Annotated in this window: 24 protein-coding genes; 12 read left to right on the forward strand and 12 right to left on the reverse strand. The window is 49.7% G+C overall.

The features are described 5' to 3' along the window. Positions 1-5 precede the first annotated feature (5 nt). The gene (locus GS601_RS03335; protein WP_162421852.1) at positions 6-575 is read left to right on the forward strand and encodes a hypothetical protein; all 570 of its coding nucleotides are present in this window, start codon (positions 6-8) and stop codon (positions 573-575) included. On the opposite strand, the gene GS601_RS03340 is transcribed toward GS601_RS03335, so the two are convergent. Beyond that, positions 572-847: a hypothetical protein gene (locus GS601_RS03340; RefSeq protein WP_162421853.1), complete on the reverse strand. Its 276-nt coding sequence runs from the start codon at positions 845-847 to the stop codon at positions 572-574. The two genes, GS601_RS03335 and GS601_RS03340, sit on opposite strands and share 4 nt — an antisense overlap. 279 nt (positions 848-1126) lie before the next feature. Between GS601_RS03340 and GS601_RS03345 the strand changes: the two genes are divergently transcribed. After that, positions 1127-2314, forward strand: coding sequence for an HhoA/HhoB/HtrA family serine endopeptidase (locus tag GS601_RS03345; protein ID WP_162421854.1), 1188 nt, complete (start codon positions 1127-1129; stop codon positions 2312-2314). Between the two features lie 206 nt (positions 2315-2520). Here the strand turns inward: GS601_RS03345 and GS601_RS03350 are convergent, their stop codons facing one another. Further along, positions 2521-2988, reverse strand: a complete 468-nt coding sequence (locus GS601_RS03350; protein WP_338016951.1) for a DoxX family protein — start codon at positions 2986-2988, stop codon at positions 2521-2523. Between the two features lie 82 nt (positions 2989-3070). Here GS601_RS03350 and GS601_RS03355 point away from each other — a divergent pair, with 82 nt between their 5' ends. The 3 genes from GS601_RS03355 to GS601_RS03365 all read left to right on the forward strand — a co-directional run bounded on the left by GS601_RS03355 (position 3071) and on the right by GS601_RS03365 (position 7156). Next, positions 3071-3742, forward strand: a complete 672-nt coding sequence (locus tag GS601_RS03355) for a DUF938 domain-containing protein (RefSeq protein WP_162421855.1) — start codon at positions 3071-3073, stop codon at positions 3740-3742. A gap of 207 nt (positions 3743-3949) precedes the next feature. Next, the gene (locus GS601_RS03360) at positions 3950-4885 is read left to right on the forward strand and encodes a YbaY family lipoprotein (protein ID WP_162421856.1); all 936 of its coding nucleotides are present in this window, start codon (positions 3950-3952) and stop codon (positions 4883-4885) included. Positions 4886-5422: 537 nt separating this feature from the next. Beyond that, on the forward strand, positions 5423-7156 hold the full coding sequence (locus GS601_RS03365) for an iron uptake porin (protein WP_162421857.1): 1734 nt from the start codon (positions 5423-5425) through the stop codon (positions 7154-7156). Between the two features lie 171 nt (positions 7157-7327). Here the strand turns inward: GS601_RS03365 and GS601_RS03370 are convergent, their stop codons facing one another. The 3 genes from GS601_RS03370 to GS601_RS03380 form a co-directional block, all read right to left on the reverse strand. Continuing rightward, positions 7328-7504: a YqaE/Pmp3 family membrane protein gene (locus tag GS601_RS03370; RefSeq protein WP_162421858.1), complete on the reverse strand. Its 177-nt coding sequence runs from the start codon at positions 7502-7504 to the stop codon at positions 7328-7330. A gap of 24 nt (positions 7505-7528) precedes the next feature. Next, complete coding sequence (locus tag GS601_RS03375) at positions 7529-8098, reverse strand: hypothetical protein (RefSeq protein ID WP_162421859.1); 570 nt, start codon at positions 8096-8098, stop codon at positions 7529-7531. Between the two features lie 67 nt (positions 8099-8165). After that, a complete protein-coding gene (locus GS601_RS03380; protein WP_162421860.1) occupies positions 8166-8429 on the reverse strand; it encodes a YkvA family protein in 264 nt (87 codons plus the stop codon). Positions 8430-8651: 222 nt separating this feature from the next. Between GS601_RS03380 and GS601_RS03385 the strand changes: the two genes are divergently transcribed. Continuing rightward, the gene (locus GS601_RS03385) at positions 8652-9236 is read left to right on the forward strand and encodes an endonuclease dU (RefSeq protein WP_162421861.1); all 585 of its coding nucleotides are present in this window, start codon (positions 8652-8654) and stop codon (positions 9234-9236) included. A gap of 124 nt (positions 9237-9360) precedes the next feature. Beyond that, positions 9361-10395 carry a glycosyltransferase family 2 protein gene (locus tag GS601_RS03390; RefSeq protein ID WP_162421862.1) on the forward strand — a complete coding sequence of 345 codons (1035 nt, stop codon included), beginning with the start codon at positions 9361-9363 and terminating at the stop codon, positions 10393-10395. Here the strand turns inward: GS601_RS03390 and GS601_RS03395 are convergent. Then, complete coding sequence (locus GS601_RS03395; protein ID WP_238393026.1) at positions 10351-10659, reverse strand: hypothetical protein; 309 nt, start codon at positions 10657-10659, stop codon at positions 10351-10353. The genes GS601_RS03390 and GS601_RS03395 overlap by 45 nt on opposite strands. 18 nt (positions 10660-10677) lie before the next feature. Then, positions 10678-11202 (reverse strand): pentapeptide repeat-containing protein, encoded by a 525-nt coding sequence (locus tag GS601_RS03400; protein ID WP_202924827.1) that lies wholly within the window; start codon positions 11200-11202, stop codon positions 10678-10680. 523 nt (positions 11203-11725) lie between these two features. On the opposite strand from GS601_RS03400, the gene GS601_RS03405 reads away from it, so the two are divergent. Then, entirely contained in the window at positions 11726-12877 is a 1152-nt protein-coding gene (locus GS601_RS03405; RefSeq protein WP_162421863.1) for a glycosyltransferase, read from the forward strand. 116 nt (positions 12878-12993) lie between these two features. Next, a protein-coding gene (locus GS601_RS03410) for an IS1 family transposase (RefSeq protein ID WP_162421864.1) occupies positions 12994-13685 on the forward strand; the annotation gives its coding sequence in 2 pieces (ribosomal slippage) (positions 12994-13324 and positions 13324-13685; 693 coding nt in all). Positions 13686-13826: 141 nt separating this feature from the next. On the opposite strand, the gene GS601_RS03415 is transcribed toward GS601_RS03410, so the two are convergent. Beyond that, positions 13827-14045 (reverse strand): hypothetical protein, encoded by a 219-nt coding sequence (locus tag GS601_RS03415; protein ID WP_162421865.1) that lies wholly within the window; start codon positions 14043-14045, stop codon positions 13827-13829. Between the two features lie 10 nt (positions 14046-14055). Between GS601_RS03415 and GS601_RS03420 the strand changes: the two genes are divergently transcribed. Further along, entirely contained in the window at positions 14056-14193 is a 138-nt protein-coding gene (locus GS601_RS03420; protein ID WP_162421866.1) for a hypothetical protein, read from the forward strand. Positions 14194-14339: 146 nt separating this feature from the next. On the opposite strand, the gene GS601_RS03425 is transcribed toward GS601_RS03420, so the two are convergent. Beyond that, positions 14340-15932 (reverse strand): metallophosphoesterase family protein, encoded by a 1593-nt coding sequence (locus GS601_RS03425; protein ID WP_162421867.1) that lies wholly within the window; start codon positions 15930-15932, stop codon positions 14340-14342. Between the two features lie 674 nt (positions 15933-16606). Between GS601_RS03425 and rlmD the strand changes: the two genes are divergently transcribed. Together rlmD and lpxD are read left to right on the forward strand one after the other, a co-directional pair. Further along, complete coding sequence (gene rlmD / locus GS601_RS03430) at positions 16607-18004, forward strand: 23S rRNA (uracil(1939)-C(5))-methyltransferase RlmD (RefSeq protein WP_338016952.1); 1398 nt, start codon at positions 16607-16609, stop codon at positions 18002-18004. A gap of 10 nt (positions 18005-18014) precedes the next feature. Beyond that, entirely contained in the window at positions 18015-19058 is a 1044-nt protein-coding gene (lpxD, locus tag GS601_RS03435) for a UDP-3-O-(3-hydroxymyristoyl)glucosamine N-acyltransferase (RefSeq protein ID WP_162421868.1), read from the forward strand. Between the two features lie 16 nt (positions 19059-19074). On the opposite strand, the gene GS601_RS03440 is transcribed toward lpxD, so the two are convergent. The 3 genes from GS601_RS03440 to sufC form a co-directional block, all read right to left on the reverse strand. Then, on the reverse strand, positions 19075-20337 hold the full coding sequence (locus tag GS601_RS03440) for a SufS family cysteine desulfurase (protein ID WP_162421869.1): 1263 nt from the start codon (positions 20335-20337) through the stop codon (positions 19075-19077). Positions 20338-20409: 72 nt separating this feature from the next. Further along, positions 20410-21756, reverse strand: coding sequence for a Fe-S cluster assembly protein SufD (sufD, locus tag GS601_RS03445; protein ID WP_162421870.1), 1347 nt, complete (start codon positions 21754-21756; stop codon positions 20410-20412). Next, complete coding sequence (gene sufC / locus GS601_RS03450) at positions 21756-22526, reverse strand: Fe-S cluster assembly ATPase SufC (protein WP_162421871.1); 771 nt, start codon at positions 22524-22526, stop codon at positions 21756-21758. Before sufC ends, sufD begins: the two co-directional genes overlap by 1 nt. Positions 22527-22528: the final 2 nt, after the last annotated feature.

Below are 22528 nucleotides of genomic sequence, written 5' to 3' on the forward strand. Positions count from 1 at the left end.
GCGGCATGAGCGTAGAACAGACAACCCAAATTATTCAGCTAGTTCTCAATTCTGTGCTAATGGTATTGGCATGTGCTTTTGTCTTGGGCGGGTTGCTGCTGCGGCGTAGCGTGTTAGAAAATCGCCTGCAAGCCACCAGCATCGAATATTTTCAGATTTTGCACCGGCTCGACGACTCGCGCCACAGTTCTAACGAAGCGCTACAGCACCATCGCCTACTTTTTCTCAAAAAGCGGTTGCGCCATTTGCAACACCACGTCAAGGCGTCACGCACCAGTATCTTAGGTCTTTACTATGCCCTCATGGTCTTTGCAGCCAGTGTATTTGCCCTCTCCTTGCGGACGGTGTTCAGCGCATCCTGGCTAGTTTCAGGGGCAATGGCGCTGTTTATGGTTGGCGTGGCGGTTCTTTTGGCTAGCGTGGCGTTGGTTGTCTTAGATCTGCACCAGTCTGAAAATCCGTTTTGGCAAGAGATGCGCGACACGCTAATGCAAGGCAAAGCCGAGATTAGAGAATTTCGAGGACGACGATCGACCCATCAGCCGGAATCGCCCCGGAGAATCAAAGCAAGTTAGGGGTGAGGCGCAATTACCGTCGCGGTTTGAGCAGAGCGATCGACTACTACCCAACCTACCGATGGGTCGAGGTTGTCGGCGCTCTCGCTGACTTTAAAGGAAAACTTTTCGCCTTTCGTCGTGATCGAAAAATCTGCGTTCTGAGCAGGAGTCACCATAAAGCCTCGATCTCTGAGACAAAACATAACCCAGCCTTTGAGCGTCTGATTTGCGGGGTTAAACGGAGCAGGAGGGCGATTGAATACATCCTGCATGACTTGAATGAGTTGCATATTATTTAACATTTAAGGTTTCATATCTTTTCTCATTGGTCTCACCATTATTTAGTCAATAGGGTAATAACTCTAATAATGACTCTAACCAGTAGTGAGAAGGCGATCGGGGGAATTGGAGTAGCAGCGACAGGTAGGAAAATTGCGGGAGTGCACGGCATTTCTTAAATTAGGTCTCGATCTGTGCGATCGCACCCTTCAGGCTCTATTCAAACGGTTCTATGGCAGGCTATCTTCATATTGGTCTAGCTGTTGCAGCACAACTTTATTAGAACTCTTATGAAGCCCTCTTTCAAGCCCTCCGTCCTGTTTCTATCTTTTCTCATTGGAACACCGCTCACCAGTTGTGCCGCAATTGGCGATCTAAATCGGGTTCAGGAGCCGCCTCAAGCAACCCCTACCCAACAACCTGCTCTGCCTCAAGGGATACCTAGCCAAACCCCAACAACCGCCGCCATTCCCAACAATCTAAGCGCTGTTATGCCTGTGGTTGAGCAAGTTGGGCCTGCCGTAGTCCGCATCAACTCAACCCGCACGGTGCGCGAGTCTGTCAATGAGTTTGATATTGATCAGTTTTTTGGTCGGCGAAGACCTCGCCAAGAGCAGATTCAGCGCGGTACAGGGTCGGGGTTTATCACGAGCGCAAATGGACAGGTGATCACCAATGCCCATGTGGTAGAAGGAGCCGATAATGTAACGGTCATTTTGAGAGACGGGAGACGCTACCCTGGCAAGGTGCTAGGAGCCGATCCATTGAGCGATGTTGCGGTTATTCAGATCGATGCGACCAATTTACCCATAGTTCGATTGGGCAACTCAGATCAACTCGTCCCCGGACAACTTGCGATCGCCATTGGCAACCCTTTAGGTCTAAGCAACACTGTGACTCAGGGCATCATCAGCGCTACAGAACGCTCGACCAGCGATATTGGCATTCCAGATAAGCGGATTAACTTTATTCAGACAGATGCCGCCATCAACCCAGGTAACTCAGGGGGACCCTTGCTCAACGGGGCAGGAGAAGTCATTGGCGTGAACACGGCAATTATTCAGGGCGCTCAGGGGTTAGGATTTGCGATTCCGATCAACACGGTGCAAAAGATCGCCCAACAGTTGGCAACAACGGGACGGGTTGAGTATCCCTACATTGGGGTGCAGATGACTGAGCTAACCCCAGAACTGCGATCGCAAATCAACCAAAGCAATCTCGGTTTTCAGGTGAAGCAGACAGAAGGCATCGTGGTATTGAAAGTCTTGCCCAATTCGCCCGCCGCCCAAGCAGGGTTGCGCCCTGGCGATGTGATTGCCAGCGTGAATGGCGCAGCAATTGAAAATACGAAACAAGTGCAACAGCAAGTAGATGCAACAGGCATCAACAATTCAATGCAAATTACAGTCAATCGCAATGGGCAAACCCAACAACTTACGATCAGACCGCAAGCCCTCCCAGAGCAAAATGCTCAATAACAAAATGCTCAAAAAATTCAGGCTTTGGCGGTGCTAAATTTAGAGGAAAATGCCGCGATCGTGAGAACTTTGGCGATTTAAAAAAGTTAGAGTTCTCCAATCGATCCGACACGAGATGGTGCTTCTAACGTTGCTGTTTGCCCCAAAATGGGTCGCGATCGCTCGGTTTTACCTCCCAATGAATGCTCAAATTATTTTTACAAGACTCATTGAGCGGGGCGCGTTAGCCATTTTGCTAAAGCAGTATCGATTGAAAAAACGCCCCCTCCCCGGACGGCAAACAGAAGATAAAACAGCGCATATAAAGAAGCGGTTTCAATAGGTGCAATGTGAAGACCCTCGCCTTTGAGATGAAAATATACCGCGATAGACATCGTAAAGAGCAATGCTACTGCATCTAGCCGAGTGAATAACCCTAATGCTAGCAAAACAGAACCGCCGATCTCTGTATAAGCTGCACAATAGGTAAAGAAAACGGGATAGGGCAAACCAATGAGTTTTACAACGCTATCCGCAAAGCCTTGAACATCAGCCAGTTTACTAAAGCCATTATGAATCATGAGCAAACCAACACTCACGCGCACAACCAGCCACACCACTTGAAAGCCGGTGCCCTCAGTCGAGCTTGAATCTAAAATTGTGAAACGCGATCGCGGCTCCTGAATACTCGTCACTAGTTTTCCTCCTAAATATAAATAAAACGCTTCTCAGGTCAGCCATTATAGATCGATCCCTATCCTTCGCAAAACCTCTCCAATGAGCAAATCAACGAATGAGCGGCACTATGCCCCAGCCACAACACGCAATCGCGACCCGATTTTAAATATTTTGCGGCACGTTCTACCCCCTACCGGAACTGTGTTAGAAATCTCTAGCGGCACAGGAGAGCACGCCGTTTATTTTGCTCCCCGGTTAGCTCCCCACAGGTGGCTGCCGTCTGACCCCAACCCCATCGCCAGAGAGAGCATTGAAGCGTGGCGAAGTCATGAAGTGGCAGACAATTTATATCCTGCGATCGCGCTAGATGCCAGCGCTCCGGTTTGGAGTATCGAACAGCCCCAGCTACCAGAGGAGTTGCAAAACACTAACTTCAAGCGCGAAACCATTAGCGCAATCGTTAATATCAACATGATTCACATTGCTCCTTGGTCGGCTTGCCTTGGGCTGATGAGCGGAGCAAAACGCCTCCTTCCCCACGGTGGTATTCTTTATCTGTACGGTCCGTTCAAGCAAAATGGCAAGCACACTGCATCTAGCAACGCGGCGTTTGATGAAAGCTTACGGAGGCAAAATTCAGAATGGGGGGTGCGAGATCTAGACGACGTGATAGCCGTAGCTCGTGCTCAACAGCTTTTGTTGCTCAACACCTACGAGATGCCTGCAAACAATCTGTCTGTCGTGTTTCACGTCTCTAGCACTGCTGCGTAAACAACATCTTTGCTGATCAACTCTCGTCGATTAAATCTCACTGATCAATCTCGTTGATTAAATCTCACTGTCGGCGAAGTATCTGCCCTTGGTTTGGTAGACTCAAAGCTAGCTCAATTTGTCGATAGAGAAAAAATTGAGTTTGCAAAGCCACCCGTCGAACTTTTCTTCTCAAAATTGCGTCTTGCAGAGATGTGTAAATTAGCCATGAGTACAACAAGCCAGGTTATGAATTTGAGAACGAACGTTTTAATAGGATTGATATCAGTTTTGGCAGCACTACCCGCTCATGCACAGCAGCAAAAAACATACCAGTTTCAGTGCAATGGCGGCAAAAATTTTCGGGCAACGTTTGGAGCAGAACGTGCGATCGCAGCCCTAGACGATGGCAAGTCACTTCTGATGCGCCAAGTTCCGGCAGCGTCAGGAACGCAGTATAAAAATGCAGGCTACACGCTTTCAACCAAAGGAAATGAGGCATTCATTACATTAGACACTCGGACAATCTACCAAAGTTGTTCGACCCCATCGGAGGGGTCATCTAGCCAACCTTCACCCAACGTAGATTTGAATTTTCAGACGGCACAGCAGCACGTCAGAGTCTATCGTGATGGCAACCAAGCGGTTCTAAGTGCGACTGCTCTTAGCTCTGGTGATGCTTGGCTAAGAAAAATACCGGTCCGAGCCGAAACAACCTCGGCGGGCACAACGTATACCACTCTACAGGGAGAAAATATTGTTCAAGTATTGCAAGGACAAGATGGAATGGCAAAGTCGTTTAAAGTTGGTGACAACGCCCCTCAGCCAGTGGTAGCAACTGTTGTGTCAGGCACGGTTAGCTATCTGCAACGCATCGCTTTGCTTCCTAACGCTGAAGTTCAGGTTCAGCTTCAGGATGTGGGTCGTGCGGATGCCCCAGCCGTGACAATCGCAGAACAAACGATCGTAGCCCAAGGTAAACAGGTTCCCATTCCCTTTGTTCTGCCTTACGACCCGGCAAAGATTCAGGCAAATGGAAGCTATGCGATTAGAGCAAAAATTTTAGTCGATGGTCAACTGCGCTGGACAAGTACAGAGGCTTACCGCGTCATCACGCAAGGCAATCCAACCTCGGTAGATGTGAGGGTGAATCCGGTTAACTAACGTAGATTGGATATTGCAAAACTGAAGTTTGAAATCGGGTTGTGCAAAGATGCTGAGGTTCTTTGTGCCATCTGCTTTCTTGCGCTATCCTTTGTACCAATTTTAGTAGTCCTGGCGATCGCTGCTTTGCTTCTGCCTTTCTTTATTTCTGCCTCACTGTCCCCTGTCGGGGTTCTATACTAGGCGGCGATCGTGAAGCAATCTCTAGAGGATCTTGGTCAAGTAGAGCCAGTCACCCTGATCTGAGCCGGAAGAAGAGAGTGTAATCTGGAGGACTTCCGTAAGGCTAATAGCGCATGATAGGATAGTAGATTCTGCGCCAGTTTGGTCTTTTTTTTAACAGGGCAATTACGTAGAAACAAGGCGATTGCATGTGCTCAAAATAATGGCGAAATACCAACAAACCTATATTTAATAAGGGTTTAGCTTTTGCGTGATTTGGCATATGCCCTCTCTCTTCCTTTGGGTCAATTTTCAAAGCGAAGTAAAAAATATATTAAGTAAGTTGCTGCTATTATTTGGCGTGAGGAAAAAGGAATGACAGCAACTACAGCGCGGACATCATTTTTTGGTGTTCCAGCCCTGCTTAGTGCAACGTTGACAGTTTCTGCTGTGGCACTTGCAGCAAATCCTGCAAAGGCGATCGAAGCGTCTGGAGCTTCTCGCCCAGATCTAAACTTAGTTAGCACCTCGGTTGAGCCACTCAAGCTTGAGGCTACTTCTAAAACCCCGACTGCGATCGCTCAAAACACAGAGCAAAATACCGAGCAAACCCCCTCTCTTCAGCAGGTAAACGTATACAGTGCAGAAGGTCAAGGAAATGCGATTGATCAGGTGACTTCGGTTTCTCAGCTTTCTGATGTTAGACCCACTGATTGGGCATTCCAAGCCTTGCAGTCGCTAGTCGAACGCTACGGATGTATTGCTGGCTACCCAGACAGAACCTACCGAGGAAATCGGGCATTGACTCGCTACGAGTTTGCAGCAGGTCTCAATGCCTGTCTCGATCGCGTGAATGAGCTAATTGCTGCATCTACCGCAGATCTGGTTAGGAAAGAGGATCTGGCAACGCTGCAAAAGCTGCAAGAAGAATTTGCGGCAGAAGTGGCAACGTTGCGTGGGCAAGTTGATGCCCTAGAAGCGCGGACAACAACGCTGGAAAGACAGCAGTTTTCCACGACGACCAAGCTGAGAGGAGAAGCAATCTTCGCGATCGCAGATACGTTTGGCGATCGTGCTGGCGACACCGAAGATAGAACCAACACCATTTTCTCTAACCGGATTCGTCTCAACTTAGAGTCAAGCTTCACAGGAAGAGATCGGTTGCGGGTTCAATTAGAAGGTGCCAATACCCCTAGTTTCAGTGGCGCTTTCACAGGAACGAATATGACTCGCCTAGGGTTTGATGGCGGCAGCAATAACGCTGTTTCTATCTCCGAGTTGTACTATCGATTCCCCATCGGCGAAAACCTGAGGGTGCAAATCGATGCCACCAGAAACGAGTTTTATGATGGATTGGTTGACCCTATCAGTCCGCTTGCTAGCAGCGGCTCCGGCGCTCTTTCTCGCTTTGGGCGGTTTAATCCGGTTATTCGCAGTGGTGCATCCGGGGCTGGATTGACATTCGACCTCAAATTGAGCGAAGCCCTTAGCTTCCAAGGGGGTTACATTGCAGATACCAACAGCAACGACCCAGGAGCCAAAAACGGCTTGTTTAACGGCGCTTATTCTGCGCTTGGGCAGGTTGTTTTTAGACCAGCCAGTGCATTAACCTTGGGGCTAACCTACGTTCGCTCCTTCTATCCTGGTGGTGAGGTAAACCTCACGTCTAGTACCGGAAGTGCTTTTGCAGCTAGCCCCTTTGGTGGCGTGGCGACTTCTGCCGATTCGTTTGCCGGATCAGTTCAATTCCGCCTCAGCCCCAGATTGCTCTTGGGTGGTTGGTTTGGTGCGACGCTGGCTGACCAGCGCTCCGGCGGCGGTAGTGAGGCAACCATCTTAAACGGAGCCGTTTATGCTGCCTTCCCCGATTTGGGACGGGAAGGCAATCTTGGCGCAATCTTGGTTGGTGTGCCGCCTAAGGTTACTCGAAACGATGTCGCTGCCCGCGAAGATCCGGATACGTCGTTGCATGTGGAAGCGCTTTACCGGATTCGCGTAAATGACAACATTGCAATTACACCCGGTGTATTTGTGATTTTCGATCCACAGCACAATAACGCTAATAGCACTCAGTATGTTGGTACGATCAGAACAACATTCACGTTCTAAGGATGCGTTGAGTCGCTAATTTTAGCAAGAGCCTTGTAGGAAGCTGGTCTTACAAGGCTCCTTAAATACTAAATGTAATAGAATTTTCTTAATTTAATGGCAAAATCGCCATCACGCGAATGATAGCGATTTATAACGAAACAAACTAGGAGAACAATGCTTTAGGCAATGCTATGCGATCGCTTGCTCATCGTGCTTAGTTATTGCCCAAACTGCGTGGATAGTTCCTGGAATCCAGCCTAAGAGCGTTAACAAAATATTGATGAACAATGTTGTGCTCAGCCCGTAGGTCAGAAAAATACCAACAGGCGGTAGAAAAATTCCGAGTAGAAGACGAACAAATTTCATACAATGACCTCGTGAACGACGACGTTAGAGTTTGGCAGCGGCAGTTTGCAAAAGTTCTCTTAACTGTTGTTTGATCTGCTGTTCTTTCTTAGCGATCGCGCTGCCTGCTTCACCCAGTTTGATCTCAACTTCGGCTTGCTTTTGCTGAAGTGAATCTGAGGCTGGAGGTTTGGCGGTTGCGATCGCACCTTTATACCAGATCACTGCCTTACCGACCCGTTGCTTGACGGTTTCGTAGCGATCGCTGTATCGTTCAGTCAACTTTCCATCAACAGATGCGATTTGGTCGCGAAGTTGAGCAACGAGCCGATCTTTGATGACGGTAAATAGCACTGCCAGACTAGTTTTTAGATTAGGAGACGATGCCCCAGTTTCGGCTTCTGATGGAGGGGGGCTGTCACTCAAACCTACCGCAGTCGTAGAAAGGGTATCTTGCGCGATCGCACCTAATGTACCAGAACCTTCTTTTAGCTCAACAAAAGTTTGAGATGCAGCGTTGCGAATAATATCTCGAATGCGTATGGCTCGCGTTTTACCTTCTACTTTTACTTTTTGAAAATCTGTTGCGATTTGTTCGTTGATGGGGTTAGACATTGTTTACCTCCCGTGTGATTAATGGTTAGTTAGATGTATTGAAACATGTGTTGAATCAAGCATTGAATTAAGCAGTTATAACTGCGTTTGCTTTAGCACTGTTTTCTTTGCGAGTTTTAAGCTGTTCTACCAATATCTGAGAGACTTCTGTTACGAGCAGAGTTGCCACAATTCCATCATCGATCCATCCCAGAACAGGCAAAAGATCAGTTATCGCATCAACCGGACTGACCAAATAAAGTAAACTGCCTAAAATGATCAACCAACGGTACTTAGAATTGCGTAGCGTAGCACGATACCAGTTGTAGAGAGGCTGAGTGATAAACTTCATTTAGGTTACCTTGCGGTTGATACGTTAATCTTGACTTTTTAATCATGCCAAGTTTTGCTCTGCAATGCTGGTGTGGATAACCCCTTGGTTTAGTCGTAGCATTCCCACCTGTTTCTCACAAAAACCGCAGTTCTTGCACTGTAAGCGATCTAAAAAGCCAACCATTCCTACAGTGATTCAGCAATGCCAAAATTTAGGTAGGGCTAAAATTATTTTAGAGAAATGGAACTTGCAACGCTAATTGAACAACGTCGCACCATTCGGGTGATTGGATTTGATGACGCACCTTTTGTCCGGAGAACCCCTGATCCGGTTGCGATCGCAGGGGTGGTTTGTGGCGGCACACGGTTTGAAGGCATGGTTTGGGGCAACCTCCAAGCCGATGGCTGGAACGCGACGGAAACCATCACCAATTTGCTGATCAAAAGCAAGTTTTTACCTCAACTCCATCTTGTTTTGCTCGATGGCATCTCCTTCGGGGGCTTTAACGTGGTAGATTTACCTGCTTTGTCGAGGGGTCTAAACCTGCCGTGCATCAGCGTCATGCGCCGCCAACCTAACTTGTCTAAAGTGGAATATGCGCTTCGGCGTTTACCCGACTCGGAGCGGCGATGGGCGATCGTGCAACGGGCAGGCACCATTTATCAGACGCCGCCCTTCGTCTTTCAAGTGTGCGGAGCGACCCCTGCGATCGCGGCTCAAGCGCTAGACAAATTAACCGATCGCGGGCATGTTCCCGAAGCGCTGCGGCTAGCTCATCTCATTACCTCAGCCGTGATCACGGGCGAAAGCGGAAAGCAGGCATGACCTCCAGACCTGGGGGTGCGATCGCACGGGTCATGCCTAAATCCCCTGCTTCTGGGTGGGAATAGAGGAGTAAGACTGGTATCCTATTGGCAAAACGGCTTCAGATTGCTTGCAGGGTGATGCCATGACAGAAATTTTGTCTCCTAAATACTCGCTAGTGGTTCCGATTTACAACGAGGAAGCGACGCTTTCAGAGCTTTATCGCCGGGTGAGCGCCGTGGCAACCCACCTCGACGGTGAGGTTGAAGTGATCTTGGTCAACGACGGGAGCCGCGATCGCTCGCTTTACCTGTTGCGAGACCTCTACCAAAAAGACCCGCGCATCTGCTACCTCAGCCTGGCTCGTAATTTTGGGCATCAAATTGCCGTGACCGCAGGACTCAATTTTGTGCAGGGTCAAGCGATCGTGGTGATGGATGCAGACCTGCAAGATCCCCCCGAATTGATTCTAGAAATGGTGGAAAAATGGCAGCAAGGATACGATGTGGTGTATGCCCAACGCAGCGCTCGCCGTAAAGAAGGCTGGTTTAAGCGGATGACTGCCTATTGGTTTTACCGCATTCTCAAGCGCCTTGCCGATGTCGATATTCCCACCGATACAGGCGATTTTTGTTTGATGGATCGCCGAGTGGTGGATATTCTCAATGCAATGCCAGAGCGAAATCGCTATATTCGAGGGCTGCGATCGTGGATTGGCTTTTCCCAAACCGCCGTCCAGTTTGAGCGCAACCCCCGCTATGCCGGAGAGGTAAAATATACGTTTAAAAAATCCTTATCGTTAGCTATTAATGGGCTGGTTTCCTTCTCCCGCATTCCGTTGCGGCTCTCGACTTACATCGGAGCGCTATCCGCCCTTCTATCTCTGGTGATGATGCTTTTGGTGCTCTACTGGCGAATTTTTGTGCCAAGCTCTCCCCTCACCGGGCTAACCATGATCATCATGGCGATTTTTTTCTTTGGGGCAGTTCAGTTAATTAGCATTGGCATTTTGGGCGAATATATCGGGCGAATCTATGAAGAAGTGAAAGGGCGACCGCTCTACACCCTGAGTGAAGTTGCCGGAGGGTTGCCAGAGCGGTTTACCTCGGAGAACTCTGATTCAGCCCATCAAAATTCATCGCGGTTGGGGCGGCATAACCGACTGCTGCGGCGAGGCTAACGATCGCTCAAACAATCGCCTAGGGGCAGCTTGCCGAAAGGCTCCGCAGTAGTGCATCGTCAGCACAGATTTATAGGCCCAGTGGTCGGGAGACACATCCGTAAAGGGGTTGGGTAAGGTTTCTGCTTGGTTTTGGGTACAGGCTTGGTAAAGGTCGTCTGCGGTGAGCGGCGACTGGGCGGCGGGGCGAGTCTGCGGGAGGTCGGCGGCTTGGGCAGTGGCTGTCAAACCTAGAAGGGCTAGCGGAATTACTTGGTGCAGCATAGGATGAGTCTTGCAAAATTATTTACATTCTAGCGATTCACGAGTGCTGACTCCGGTCACAGGATTGACGCCACTTGCAGTTTTGCAAAGCTGCACGACTTGATAGCGATCGAGCACAGCAAGGCTGAAATCTGCACCCGTGATGTTCGCTCCTGTAAAGACCGATCTCAGCATCATGGCAGAGGTCAGTACGGCGTCACTGAGATCAGCGCCAGAGAGGTCGCTTAGGTATGCAATTCCTTCGCCAAAGTTGACGCCATGGAAGTTGGCATTGCTTAAATCTGCGCCGTTAAACACTGCGCCCCGCAAGTCTGCCCCGCTAAAGTCTGCTTTGGCTAACCGAGCATTGCTAAACTCGGCTGAAATCAGGCTTTGCCCTGAGTAATTTTTGTCATTGCCATCGGCATCATCGTAGGCTCGAATTGCCGCAGAGCTTGCCGCATGGGCTGAGAGTGGTAAAACCGCAATGGAGAAGCCGAGAGCCAGCACAAGCGCAATGAGCCATCGGCAAAGCAGCATTTCAAAGAATCGCAGTACAGGCATATTTACCAGAGTTGACCTATGGGAGTGAACTTAACACTTCTTAAGCTTATCAGGGCGGGTTCACCCTCCGCGATCGCACTGCTGAATTTCTTTGTCATCTGCGGTTAAATTGCCCAACCAACACAAATTGAGAAGCGATGAGCCTGTAAAAAAGCAGACTACAACTCATTCGTTTCTGCTATAGGTTAGTGAGACTAATAGGCAAGTCGAATACTGTCGAATACTATTTAGAGATATTTTAAGACAGTACTTACTTAAGCCTGATTACATGAATGATTTGATGTTTTCAGTAAGCTCAAATTTCTCGTTTGATGGGGTGAATTCAACAAATTGCTTGCAATTTTATTCACTTATCTATTGCATATCCTGATTTGCTGCTGTTAAGGCAGTAAGTTTTTTTACACCCAGGTCAATCCTTTGACGTTATTCTCAATTGAAAAAGTTATCAACAATTTAACGTATACATCAACACATAGCCAAGTTAAACGCGTAATACTTGGCTAATAAGCTTTTTCTCACCACAATGCAAATTTTGTTCTTGGATCAAAGCGGCAAGCTAGGAGGGGCTGAGTTGAGCTTGCTAGACATTGCAAAACGGTTTCCTTCCTCTTGCCTCGTGGGCTTATTTGCCGACGGTGCATTCCGGCAGATGTTAGAAAAGTTTGATATTCCAGTGCAAATTCTTGGCTCTCAGCCCTGGCAGGTGAGAAAAGACAGTGGCTTGGTGAAAGGGCTAAGCAGCGTAGGACATTTGATTCCACTGGTTCATCAAGTCGCGAGTCTTAGCCGCGACTACGATGTCATTTATGCCAACACCCAAAAAGCGCTGGTGGTTGGCGCGATCGCAAGCCTAATCGCGCGTCGTCCTTTGATATATCATCTGCGAGATATTTTATCGACTGATCACTTCAGTCGGGTCAATCTTCAAGTTGCGATCGCAGTAGCAAATTGTTGTGCAATCAAAGTAATTGCCAATTCCGAAGCGACCCGTGAAGCATTTATCAACGCGGGCGGATGGGCAGATCGAGTGGAAGTGATATACAACGGCTTTGAGCCAACATCTTATAAAACGTCTGCTCAAGACGCGGTTCAACTCCGGCAACAGTTTGATCTCGAAGGGCGGTTTGTGGTAGGGCACTTTAGCCGCCTGTCTCCCTGGAAAGGGCAGCATATTTTGCTTGAAGCGCTGGCGCAGTGCCCGGCGGATGTAGTTGCGGTCTTTGTAGGAGAGGCTTTGTTTCAAGAACATGATTATGTTCGCGAGTTGCATCAGTGCGTCCAGCAGTTGGGATTAAGCGATCGCGTTCGATTTTTAGGGTTTCGTTCTGATGTGCCGCCGCTCATGGCAATGTGCGATGTTGTGACCCATACCTCTACCTCTCCCGAACCGTTTGGACGGGTGATCGTAGAAGCCATGCTGTGTGAGAAACCCGTGATTGCAGCAGCAGCCGGAGGAGTGCTTGAACTGGTGAGCCAGGGTCAGACCGGCTGGCTGGTTCCACCTGACGATCCTGCCAGTTTGGTGGCAGCGATTGGGCACTGTCGTGCTGACCCCGATCGAAGCCATGCGATCGCGCATCAAGCCTATCTCGAAGCTATCCAGCGATTTGATCTAGACCGAATGCAGCAGCAAATTGTTCACCTTCTTGGGCAAGTGATGAAAAGTAAGATATGAAATCACGGAGACCCCTTAGCAGACACCCCTTAAACAACCTCTGGCATTTTGAAACTGTAGTTGTTCAACTTGAACGGGGCGTTGCATAATGGAGAGATGAACTGAGGTCAAGCATCATGGAATGTCCCGACTGCAATTCGACTCATATTCGTAAAAATGGCAAGCGAAGAGGGAAGCAAAATCACATCTGCGTCGATTGCCATCGTCAATTTCTGGATTGCTATGCCCCCCCTCCAGGCTATTCGGATGAGGTCAAACGCGAATGCTTGAAAATGTCGGTGAATGGCATGGGGTTTCGGGCAATTGAACGGGTCAAAGGGGTGCATCACACCACGGTCATCTACTGGCTCAAGCAAGTCGGAGAACACCTCCCGGATAGTTATGCTCCAGAGAGCATTCCTGAGGTTGGGGAACTTGATGAACTCGAAACCTTTGTCGGGGCGAAAAAAACAAAATCTGGCTCTGGACAGCCGTTGACCACTTCCGATCTGGAATTTTAGGCTGGGTGTTAGGAGACCACAGCGCCAAGACCTTTGCGCCCTTGTGGGCAACTGTCGCCCGGTGGCAGTGCTACTTCTATGTCACGGATGGCTGGTCGGTCTATCCAGGCTTCATTCCGGATGGAGACCAAATTATTAGCAAGACTTACATGACGCGAGTGGAAGGCGAAAACACACGCTTACGCCACTATCTAGCTCGATTGCATCGCAAGACCTTGTGTTATTCCAAGTCAGAGGACATGCTGAGACATGCAATTCGCTTGCTCCTGCACTATCTCAAATTCTGGGATGTCCCTGTTCCTGCTTGATTCATCCCGCTATTCAGCAACGCCCTTGAACGGTTGTACTTGAACTTGAATGGTTGAACTTGAACGGTTGTACTTGAACTTGAACGGTTGTAAAAGAGGCTACAGTGTTCTCAATTCTCCCAACCCACGATCTGAAAACTATTATTTAGCTTCGTTATCTAGCAATCGCTTCATCTTTAAGTAGGCTTGTTCTACGCTTAGTGGCTCACACTCGCGCTCATTTGGGATATAAAACTCTCGGTTATCGGGAAAATGATGCACGACATAACTGGGAATGAGACCCCGCTTTAGCGCTTCCTTGGCGAGTTCTTCCACGGTTTCTGCCAACGTTTCTTCGTTCTGGTAAGGGTGAGGATTCATACTTAAGTAGGTGTCTATCTCTAAAGTTAAAGCAGCGGTGCTCACTCAGTTTGAGTATTTTTTGCCAGAGCAGAGCGATCGCACGGTGCTAGCAAATCGGCTGGGTTGTCGTAAATGGCAGGAGGGGCATCTAACTCGCGATCGCTAGATCCACCGCATCGTAGCATGATCAACAAGTGGTAAAAATGAAGGCGTTGAATCTGTGCAGAATCTTGACTGGCGTAAAATCATCGTTAAATCGCTGCTAGATAATCCTGTTAACTACCATATTAATAACAAAGTTAAATACCAAAGTTAAATACCAAAGGGCGACAAGGCGCGATCGCTCCATACGCCTCGAAACCATTCCGATACAAACGGGCGAATCACAAACCTGACCGGATTCCCCGCCTGCACATCAATTTTGACAAATGAATAAGGACGACGCTTAGCAGAGCCATGTCCTTCGCGTCCTACAAACAAATGGGACTTTGCCACCAGAGTATTGTCTCCCCACATCCGAAACTGCTCGGTTAATACATCGCCCTCTATTCGCTGTCGGCGCAAACTGTAGCCGCTTCCCCCACAGACAATCCAATTCACATTGGCATCCCCATGCCCGGTATCAACGGTTCGCAAATATTCAAAACAGTGAGCGTGACCATTGAGAACCAAGTTAACAATGGGTTGATCGTTAGCGAGATGTTCCACGGCTTCTTTCACGTCATCTAGCACTTGGCGCAACCGAAGACGCACCGCTAGGGTCTGTGCCTGATGCCATTTTGTGGCTTCGGTAACATAGGGTGGATGGTGAAAAAACAAAACTCGACCTCGCACATCGGGGTTATGCCAAGATTGAATTAAGCGATCGCGTAACCAATCTAGCTGCTCTGTGTCAATCACAATGGATCGATCAGCCGTTAACTGTTTATCGATATCGATCTGTACTTCCTCAAGCTGCTGCAATTTTGCCCGCATATCATCGATCTGCATTTCCTCGTCTGGTTTGCTAGGGTCGAGCAACTCAACCTGTGCCAATAGCTCTTGCATTTCAGTTTCTATGGCTTGGCGACGTAGTTCTAGCAGTTGCCGGTATTCTTGCCCTGCCGAATTGGTGGGCAGTGGTGCAGGTTCGTTAAACGTGTTGGAATCTAACGCAAAAAAATCAACCCCACCATAGCAGAAGGTGTAGTATCGGTTTGGCAAGCGGGTAAAGTGTCCTGGTTCATACTGCAAGCAGCGTCCGGTCGAGGTGGCGGCGCGGTAGTGTTGGTCGAGGTGTTGCCCTAACTGTCCTTTCATTTCTACCATCCACAAAGGATCGATAAAGGCTTGAGTATAGGCTTTGCCTTGCTGTGAGCCATGCCAACCTAAATCTAGCTGAAGCCGCGCGCCTACAGAGCGGGGGGTAGCCAATCGCATCAGGCGGCGAAAGGGGTAAGTCATCTGTGCGATCGCGCCATAAAGCAACGATAAATCGTAGTAATCATGATTTCCTGGCACGGGCAGAAACGGCAGCTTAAACACCATTTGGTCGTAGTTTAGCCGCTTGTACTGCTCCCCACCAACCAGTAATTCTCGATACGGCTCAATAAAATTTTTTGGATAAAACTCGCTCGACCCAACCAGATAAACAACATCTCCCGTATGCAAAATAAATCGGCACTCTGCTTGCTGGGCAAACATCTGTTCAGCAATGCGTCGCTGTGGGTTGTGCCCTCGATGTTGTCCAGAACCACTATCGCCAATCACCGAAAACGAAAACTCCTGAGTGTGGCTCTGCCCATCTGCCAGCACTAAGCGAGTTTGATCGATGCCACGCGTTTGAATCTCCGATGATCCCCACCGGATTCGCTCTTGCATTTTCTGAATTTTGACGGTTGTTTCTGGATCGGTTACAAATCGCATGATGCTGTTTATCTGAGTGGGCAATGTCCTGAGTGGGCAATGTCTTGAGTGGGCAATGTCTTGAGTGGGCAATGTCTTGAGTGGGCAATGTCTCTTACGATGGTAGCGAGATCAGACTGAGTTCCATCTACCGTGGGCTTAAAATTAGCGACAGAGTTCCTTCGCGGCGGGATCAGGTAGGCGTTCTGTGAGGTCAAATCCCAAAGCTGCCGCCTATTTCTGCAACTGCTGCATTTACGCTGCTGATGGTGTTGTTCATAGTGTCCTGCCCCAACATCGGGATAACTCGTTCGGGTTGTCCACATTTGATAAAAATGATAAAAAATACGGGCTAGTTTGTGTACCTTGCTGGGGCAATTGGTTGAGGTGAGATTCAATAGTGTCTTTTGCGCCACGATTCCAGAGCCAGACTCACGATGGGCGAACTCGCACCACTGTTCTATCGGTTCCTGCAAGTGTGCCTTTGTTGGAGACTCACGTTAAGTTAGAAATTATGGCTCCCTTGCCAGAACATAAGGCTAGCAAAGAAATTATTGGAGATTTGGTAAAAATATTGCTGAAGAATTGGATGAATTGGATATCGAATTCAGCCTTTAATTCAGCGATCGTTTTAGCCATAGTAGGAGTAGACAAGCGACAATGGAAGCTGTTTATTGTATTTAACGGGATCTCCTGTGACTCAAAATTTAGAATTCCAGTCCATCGAATCCCCGTCAGACCTGTGGCGACAAGGAGAACTGATCGAAGTTACGATCACCGATTTGAGTGATGGCGGTGATGGCGTCGGGCGATTTGAGCAGCGCGTCGTATTTGTGCCCGACACCGTAACGGGCGATCGCGTGGTGGTGCGGTTGCTGCGGGTGAAGCCGCAATATGCTCAGGGCAAGCTGCACGAGATTGTTGAGGCGTCGCCCTATCGCATTCGTCCAAGCTGCATCGTGGCAGATAAGTGCGGCGGCTGTCAGTGGCAGCATGTTAGCTACGACTACCAGCGTGAGGCAAAGCGCAATCAAATCATTCAAGCGCTCAATCGCATTGGTGGATTTGAGCAACCGCTTGTAGGTGAGGTGTTGCCCTCGGAAGCGTTGGGCTACCGGAACAAAGTCACCTATCCGTTGTCGCGATCGCGCTCTGGACAACTTCAAGCGGGCTACTACCAGAAAGGAACCCATCAGATCGTCAATCTCAACCAGTGCCCGATTCAAGATCAGCGATTGAATCCATTTTTGGCAGAGGTAAAGCAAGACCTCTACGATCGCGGTTGGGGCATTTACGATGAGAAACTTCATCGCGGCAAATTGCGCCACCTCGGCTTTAGAATTGGGCGACGGTCGGGGGAAGTGTTGCTAATTTTGGTATCAAAAGATGCCCATTTGGAAGGGCTGGAAGAGCAGGCGCAGCAATGGATGGAGCGCTATCCAAACTTGGTGGGCGTGTCGCTGAATGTGAACGGCGATCGCACCAACGCTATTTTTGGAGCAGACACTCACATTGTTGCCGGAAAATCGTACTTGGAAGAAGAATTCGCAGGGCTAACGTTTCAGATTCGGGCAGATACGTTCTTTCAAGTTCACACCGAATCCGCAGAACGGTTAGTCCAAGTGATGCTCGATCAGTTGAACTTGCAGGGCACCGAGATCATTGCCGATCTCTACTGCGGGGTTGGAACGCTGACGCTACCCCTAGCGCGGCAGGCGAAACATGCGGTTGGGCTAGAGATTCAGTCAGAAGCGATCGACCAAGCCGAAGCTAACGCCCGGCTCAACCACATCGAGAACGTCAAGTTCCACATTGGACCGGTGGAACGAGTGTTTGCGACCTTGGATGTTGATCCAGACATTGTGATTCTCGATCCGCCTAGAAAAGGCTGTGATGCGTCGATTATCGAAACGTTGCGAGACACGAAACCTCAGCGAATTGTTTACGTCAGTTGTAACCCAGCGACGTTGGCGCGAGATCTGAAGCTCTTGTGTGCAGAGGGGCAATATCGGTTGATCAAGGTGCAACCAGCCGATTTCTTTCCGCAAACCGCCCATGTCGAGTGTGCTGCCTTTTTAGAGATTACGGGTTAGAGAGGGTTGAATGAAATTTAGCGATCTTGTTAATAAGTTGGAGAATGCTGTCACAAACACTAGTCTCAGCATTAACGACAACGATCCAAACATTGCAGGAGTTGCCGCGATCGATAAAGCAACGCTCAATCAGTTAAGCTATGCTGAGATCGGGAAATATGCCGCTAGAGTTGCTGATACGCAAGCGAGTGCGCTAATTTTGCCTGCCAATGAGCCGATCCAAGCCACAGCAACGCAGCGCGGCATTGCCTGGATCGAGGTTCCCCATCCGAGGCTGGCATTTGCCCACGCGATCGCACTTTTCTACCAACCCTTCAAACCCTCTCCCAGCATCCATCCTAGCGCTGTGATCGATCCTTCTGTGCACCTGGGTCAAAGGGTAGCTATTGGCGCTCATGTTGTGATTGGGGCAGGCGTTACGATGGGTGACGATGTGATCATTCATCCCAACGTTGTGATCTATCCCGATTCGCAGATCGGCGATCGCACGGTTCTCCACGCCAATTGCTCGATTCACGAACGCACCCAAATCGGTGCAGACTGCGTGATTCATTGCGGTGCAGTGATTGGTTCTGAAGGGTTTGGATTTGTGCCTACCCGCGAAGGCTGGCTCAAAATGGAGCAATCGGGCTATACCGTGCTAGAAGATGGCGTCGAGATTGGGGCAAATTCTAATGTCGATCGACCGGCTGTGGGTGAAACGCGGGTCGGTCGCCACACCAAAATTGATAACCTGGTGCAGATTGGTCACGGTTGCCAGATTGGTCAGGGGTGTGCGTTTGCGGCTCACGTTGGGCTAGCAGGCGGCACAACGATCGGCAACCGCGTGATCTTGGCAGGGCAGGTGGGCATTGGCAATGAAGCCACGGTGGGCGATGGTGCGATCGTATCTGCAAAAGCAGGCGTCCTTAGAGACGTGCCTCCCGGACAAACTGTGTCGGGCTACCCAGCGATGGATCACAAAACGTTTCTAAAATCATCGGCGATCTATAGCCGGTTGTCTGACTTGCATCAAGCGATCAGACAGTTGCAGAAACGCCTAGATGGGAAATGAGGAGATCGCAAGATTTCTACCCGAAAAGTCCGCCAAAAAACTCGATCGCATCCTTCAAGGCAGCTACAAACACATCAATTTCTTCACGAGTGTTGTAGAAATATAAACTCGCCCGTGCCGTTGATTGCGCTTTGAGGTAGCGGTGGAGAGGTTGGGTGCAATGATGCCCCGCCCGAATCGCCACCCCGGCTTGATCCAAAATGGTAGACAAGTCGTGGGGATGCACGCCCCCTGCGGTAAAAGAGGCAAGCGCCGCGCGACCGCTTCCATCGGCATTAGGTTTAGGACCATAGATTCGCAGTTCTGGAATGGTCGCAAGTTGTCGGAATAGATAACGGGTCAGGTCTTCTTCGTAAGCGTGGATCTGATCCATGCCAATTTTGGAGAGATACTCTACCGCCGCCCCCAGCGCGATCGCTTCTCCGATCGCTGGGGTTCCCGCTTCAAACTTGTGGGGCAAATCGGCATAGGTCGAATGATCCAGAAAAACATCTGCGATCATCTCGCCGCCGCCCATAAACGGAGGCTGCGATCGCAGCAGATCCAATTTGCCATACAAAAATCCAATTCCGGTGGGCGCACACATTTTGTGACCCGATGCCACCAACCAATCGCAATCGAGTTCTTGAACATCGATCGCCATGTGCGGCACACTCTGACACGCATCGATCAGCACTCGCGCCCCTACCTTGTGCGCCTCGACGCAAATTTCTTTCACCGGATTGATACAACCGAGCGTATTGGAGACATGCACAACCGCCACTAGTTTTGTCTTCTCTGACAGCAGCGACTTAAACTGCTCAAAATCAAACTCTTCGGTTTCCGTCAACTCCACATGCTGCAACACGGCTCCGGTGCGCTGAGCCATCATCTGCCACGGCACCAAGTTGCTGTGATGCTCCATCACCGACAGCACAATCTCATCTCCGGGCTTCAGCGTACTCAACGCCCAGGAATAGGCAACCAGGTTAATTGCCTCGCTGGCATTGCGAGTAAACACAATTTCCTGGCGAGATGCCGCCTTCACAAACGCCGCCACCTGATCGCGTGCCCCTTCATAGGCATCGGTTGCCCGTGAACTTAGGGTATGCACCCCCCGATGCACGTTGGCGTTGTCGTGTTCATAATATTGGCGAAGCGCTTCTAGCACCGCGATCGGCTTTTGCGAAGTGGCGGCGTTGTCGAGATACACCAACGGCTGACCGTGAATCGTCTGATTCAAAATCGGGAAATCGGGGCGGGTGCGGGCAGAAAGCGTTTTTTCCTGGATGATAGTCATCGTTCAAGAAGAAATAAGGAGTAGTGAAAATGGTGAACTCTGCAAAGCCGCGATCGCTCGCACCCTTGCCAACTAGCTCGTTTGAACTCGAATTAATCGGGTCAACGTATCGCGCAGCGATGATACAGAAATTCGATCGATCACGTCGATCGCAAAGGCATAGGTCAACAGTTTGCGCGCCTGATCCGCCGGAATGCCGCGACTTTGTAAATAAAAGACTTCATCATCTTCTAACTGGCTCACCGTCGCGCCGTGAGCGCACTTCACGTTATCGGCTGTGATCTCTAGCTGGGGCTTCGTATCAACCCGTGCCTTGGGCGACAGCAGAAGATTTCGGCTTAGCTGCGCCGCATTCGTCATCTGCGCCGCTTTGGGTACCCACACTTTGCCATTAAACACGGCATGGGCGCGATCGCGAACCACCGTCTTATTCACCTGATTTGCCGTGCCATAAGGCTGGCTCAAGGCAATCAAACTATGAGTGTCTCCCACGCGATCGCCATCTACCAGCGTCAGCCCGTTGAGCGTAGTATCGGTCTGCTCACCCGTCTGATAAATTTCCAGGTGATGACGCGCCAGTTTTGCACCCAGGCTGACCGCCGTACAGGTGTAACGAGAATCCCGCGCTTGAGAAACTGCCGTTTTGCCAATGTGAAACGCCGAAACGCTGTCCCTTTGAACTCTAGTATGGCGAACTTCAGCATTCTCCTCAACATAGATTTCCGTCACCGAATTGGTGAAATAGCGACCCTCACTCAAGCTGACGTACTCTTCGATCAGCGTGACGCAGCTACCGGCTTGGGCAACGACCAAACAGCGAGGATGGCTCAGCGCCTCGGTGGTTGAAACGAACAAGAGATGGATTGGGGCTTCTACCACGCTATTTTTTGGAACCCACGCGATCGCGCCATCGGTAAAACTTGCCGTGTTCAAGGCGGTGAATACCTCGTCACCCCCCGGCTGGTTGGCTAAGTAGGCAGGCAGGGCGGGAACCAGTTCCGCTCCGGCGACCAAGTTTCCCACCAACACCCCGTCGGGCAAATCATCCACCGCAGACAGCGCAGGCGCAAACACGCCATCGACAAACACTAAGCGGCTATTGGTCGATTCGGGCAACAAAAAGTCTTCAAGCTGCGGAAAGCCAATCTCTGAGGGCAAGCGGGTTTGGAACTGAAGGCGCAGCAGATCCGATAAATCGGTAAAGCGCCATTCTTCATCGCGAGTGGTGGGAATGGCGCGATCGTGAACCAGGGAGAAGGCGCGATCGCGCCTCTCTTGTAATCTGCCCAACTCCGACGGCAATTCACCCCGCAAGCTCAGCAATCCCAAAAGATAATCAGCGCGATTTACCTTTGTCGTCCCGCCTAAATTGCCAACATCCGAAAGAGTCGATTCCACAGGGATAGATTCTATAGTCATCACGCACCTACCGCCTCGCCTTCCAGCACCCAGTCATAACCCTTCGCTTCTAGTTCCAACGCCAGATCTTTATCTCCGCTCATCAAAATGCGCCCATCTGCCATCACATGGATCACATCAGGCAGAATGTAATTGAGCAAGCGTTGATAGTGGGTAATAATTAGCGTTGCATTCTCTGGCTTTTTAAGCGCATTGACACTGCCAGCAACCACTTTCAAAGCATCAATATCAAGCCCCGAATCAATCTCATCGAGAATGCCTAACCTTGGCTCTAGCAGCGCCATTTGCAGAATTTCATTTCGCTTCTTCTCGCCCCCCGAAAAGCCTTCATTCACACTGCGGCTGAGAAACGAAGGGTCCATCTTTAGCAAGGTCACTTTAGATTGCACCACTTCATCAAAGTCAAAGGCATCTAACTCCTCTAACCCCTCGTGTTTGCGCTTGGCATTATACGAGACGCGCAAGAAATCGACGTTACTCACGCCTGGAATTTCTAATGGATATTGAAATGCCAAAAACACGCCCGATTTGGCGCGATCGTCTGGCTCCAATTCCAACAGATTTTGCCCTAGAAAGACAATCTCGCCTCCGGTCACCGTGTAGGCAGGATGCCCCGCTAAGATCTTAGAAAACGTGCTTTTGCCCGACCCATTCGGTCCCATAATGGCGTGAATCTCTCCGGCTTTGATCTCTAAATTAAAGCCTTTAAGGATGGGATTACCATCGACCTCAGCGGTCAAATCTTGGACTGATAAAATTACATCACTCATTT

Source organism: Myxacorys almedinensis A (assembly GCF_010091945.1).
GTDB lineage: Bacteria > Cyanobacteriota > Cyanobacteriia > Leptolyngbyales > Leptolyngbyaceae > Myxacorys > Myxacorys almedinensis.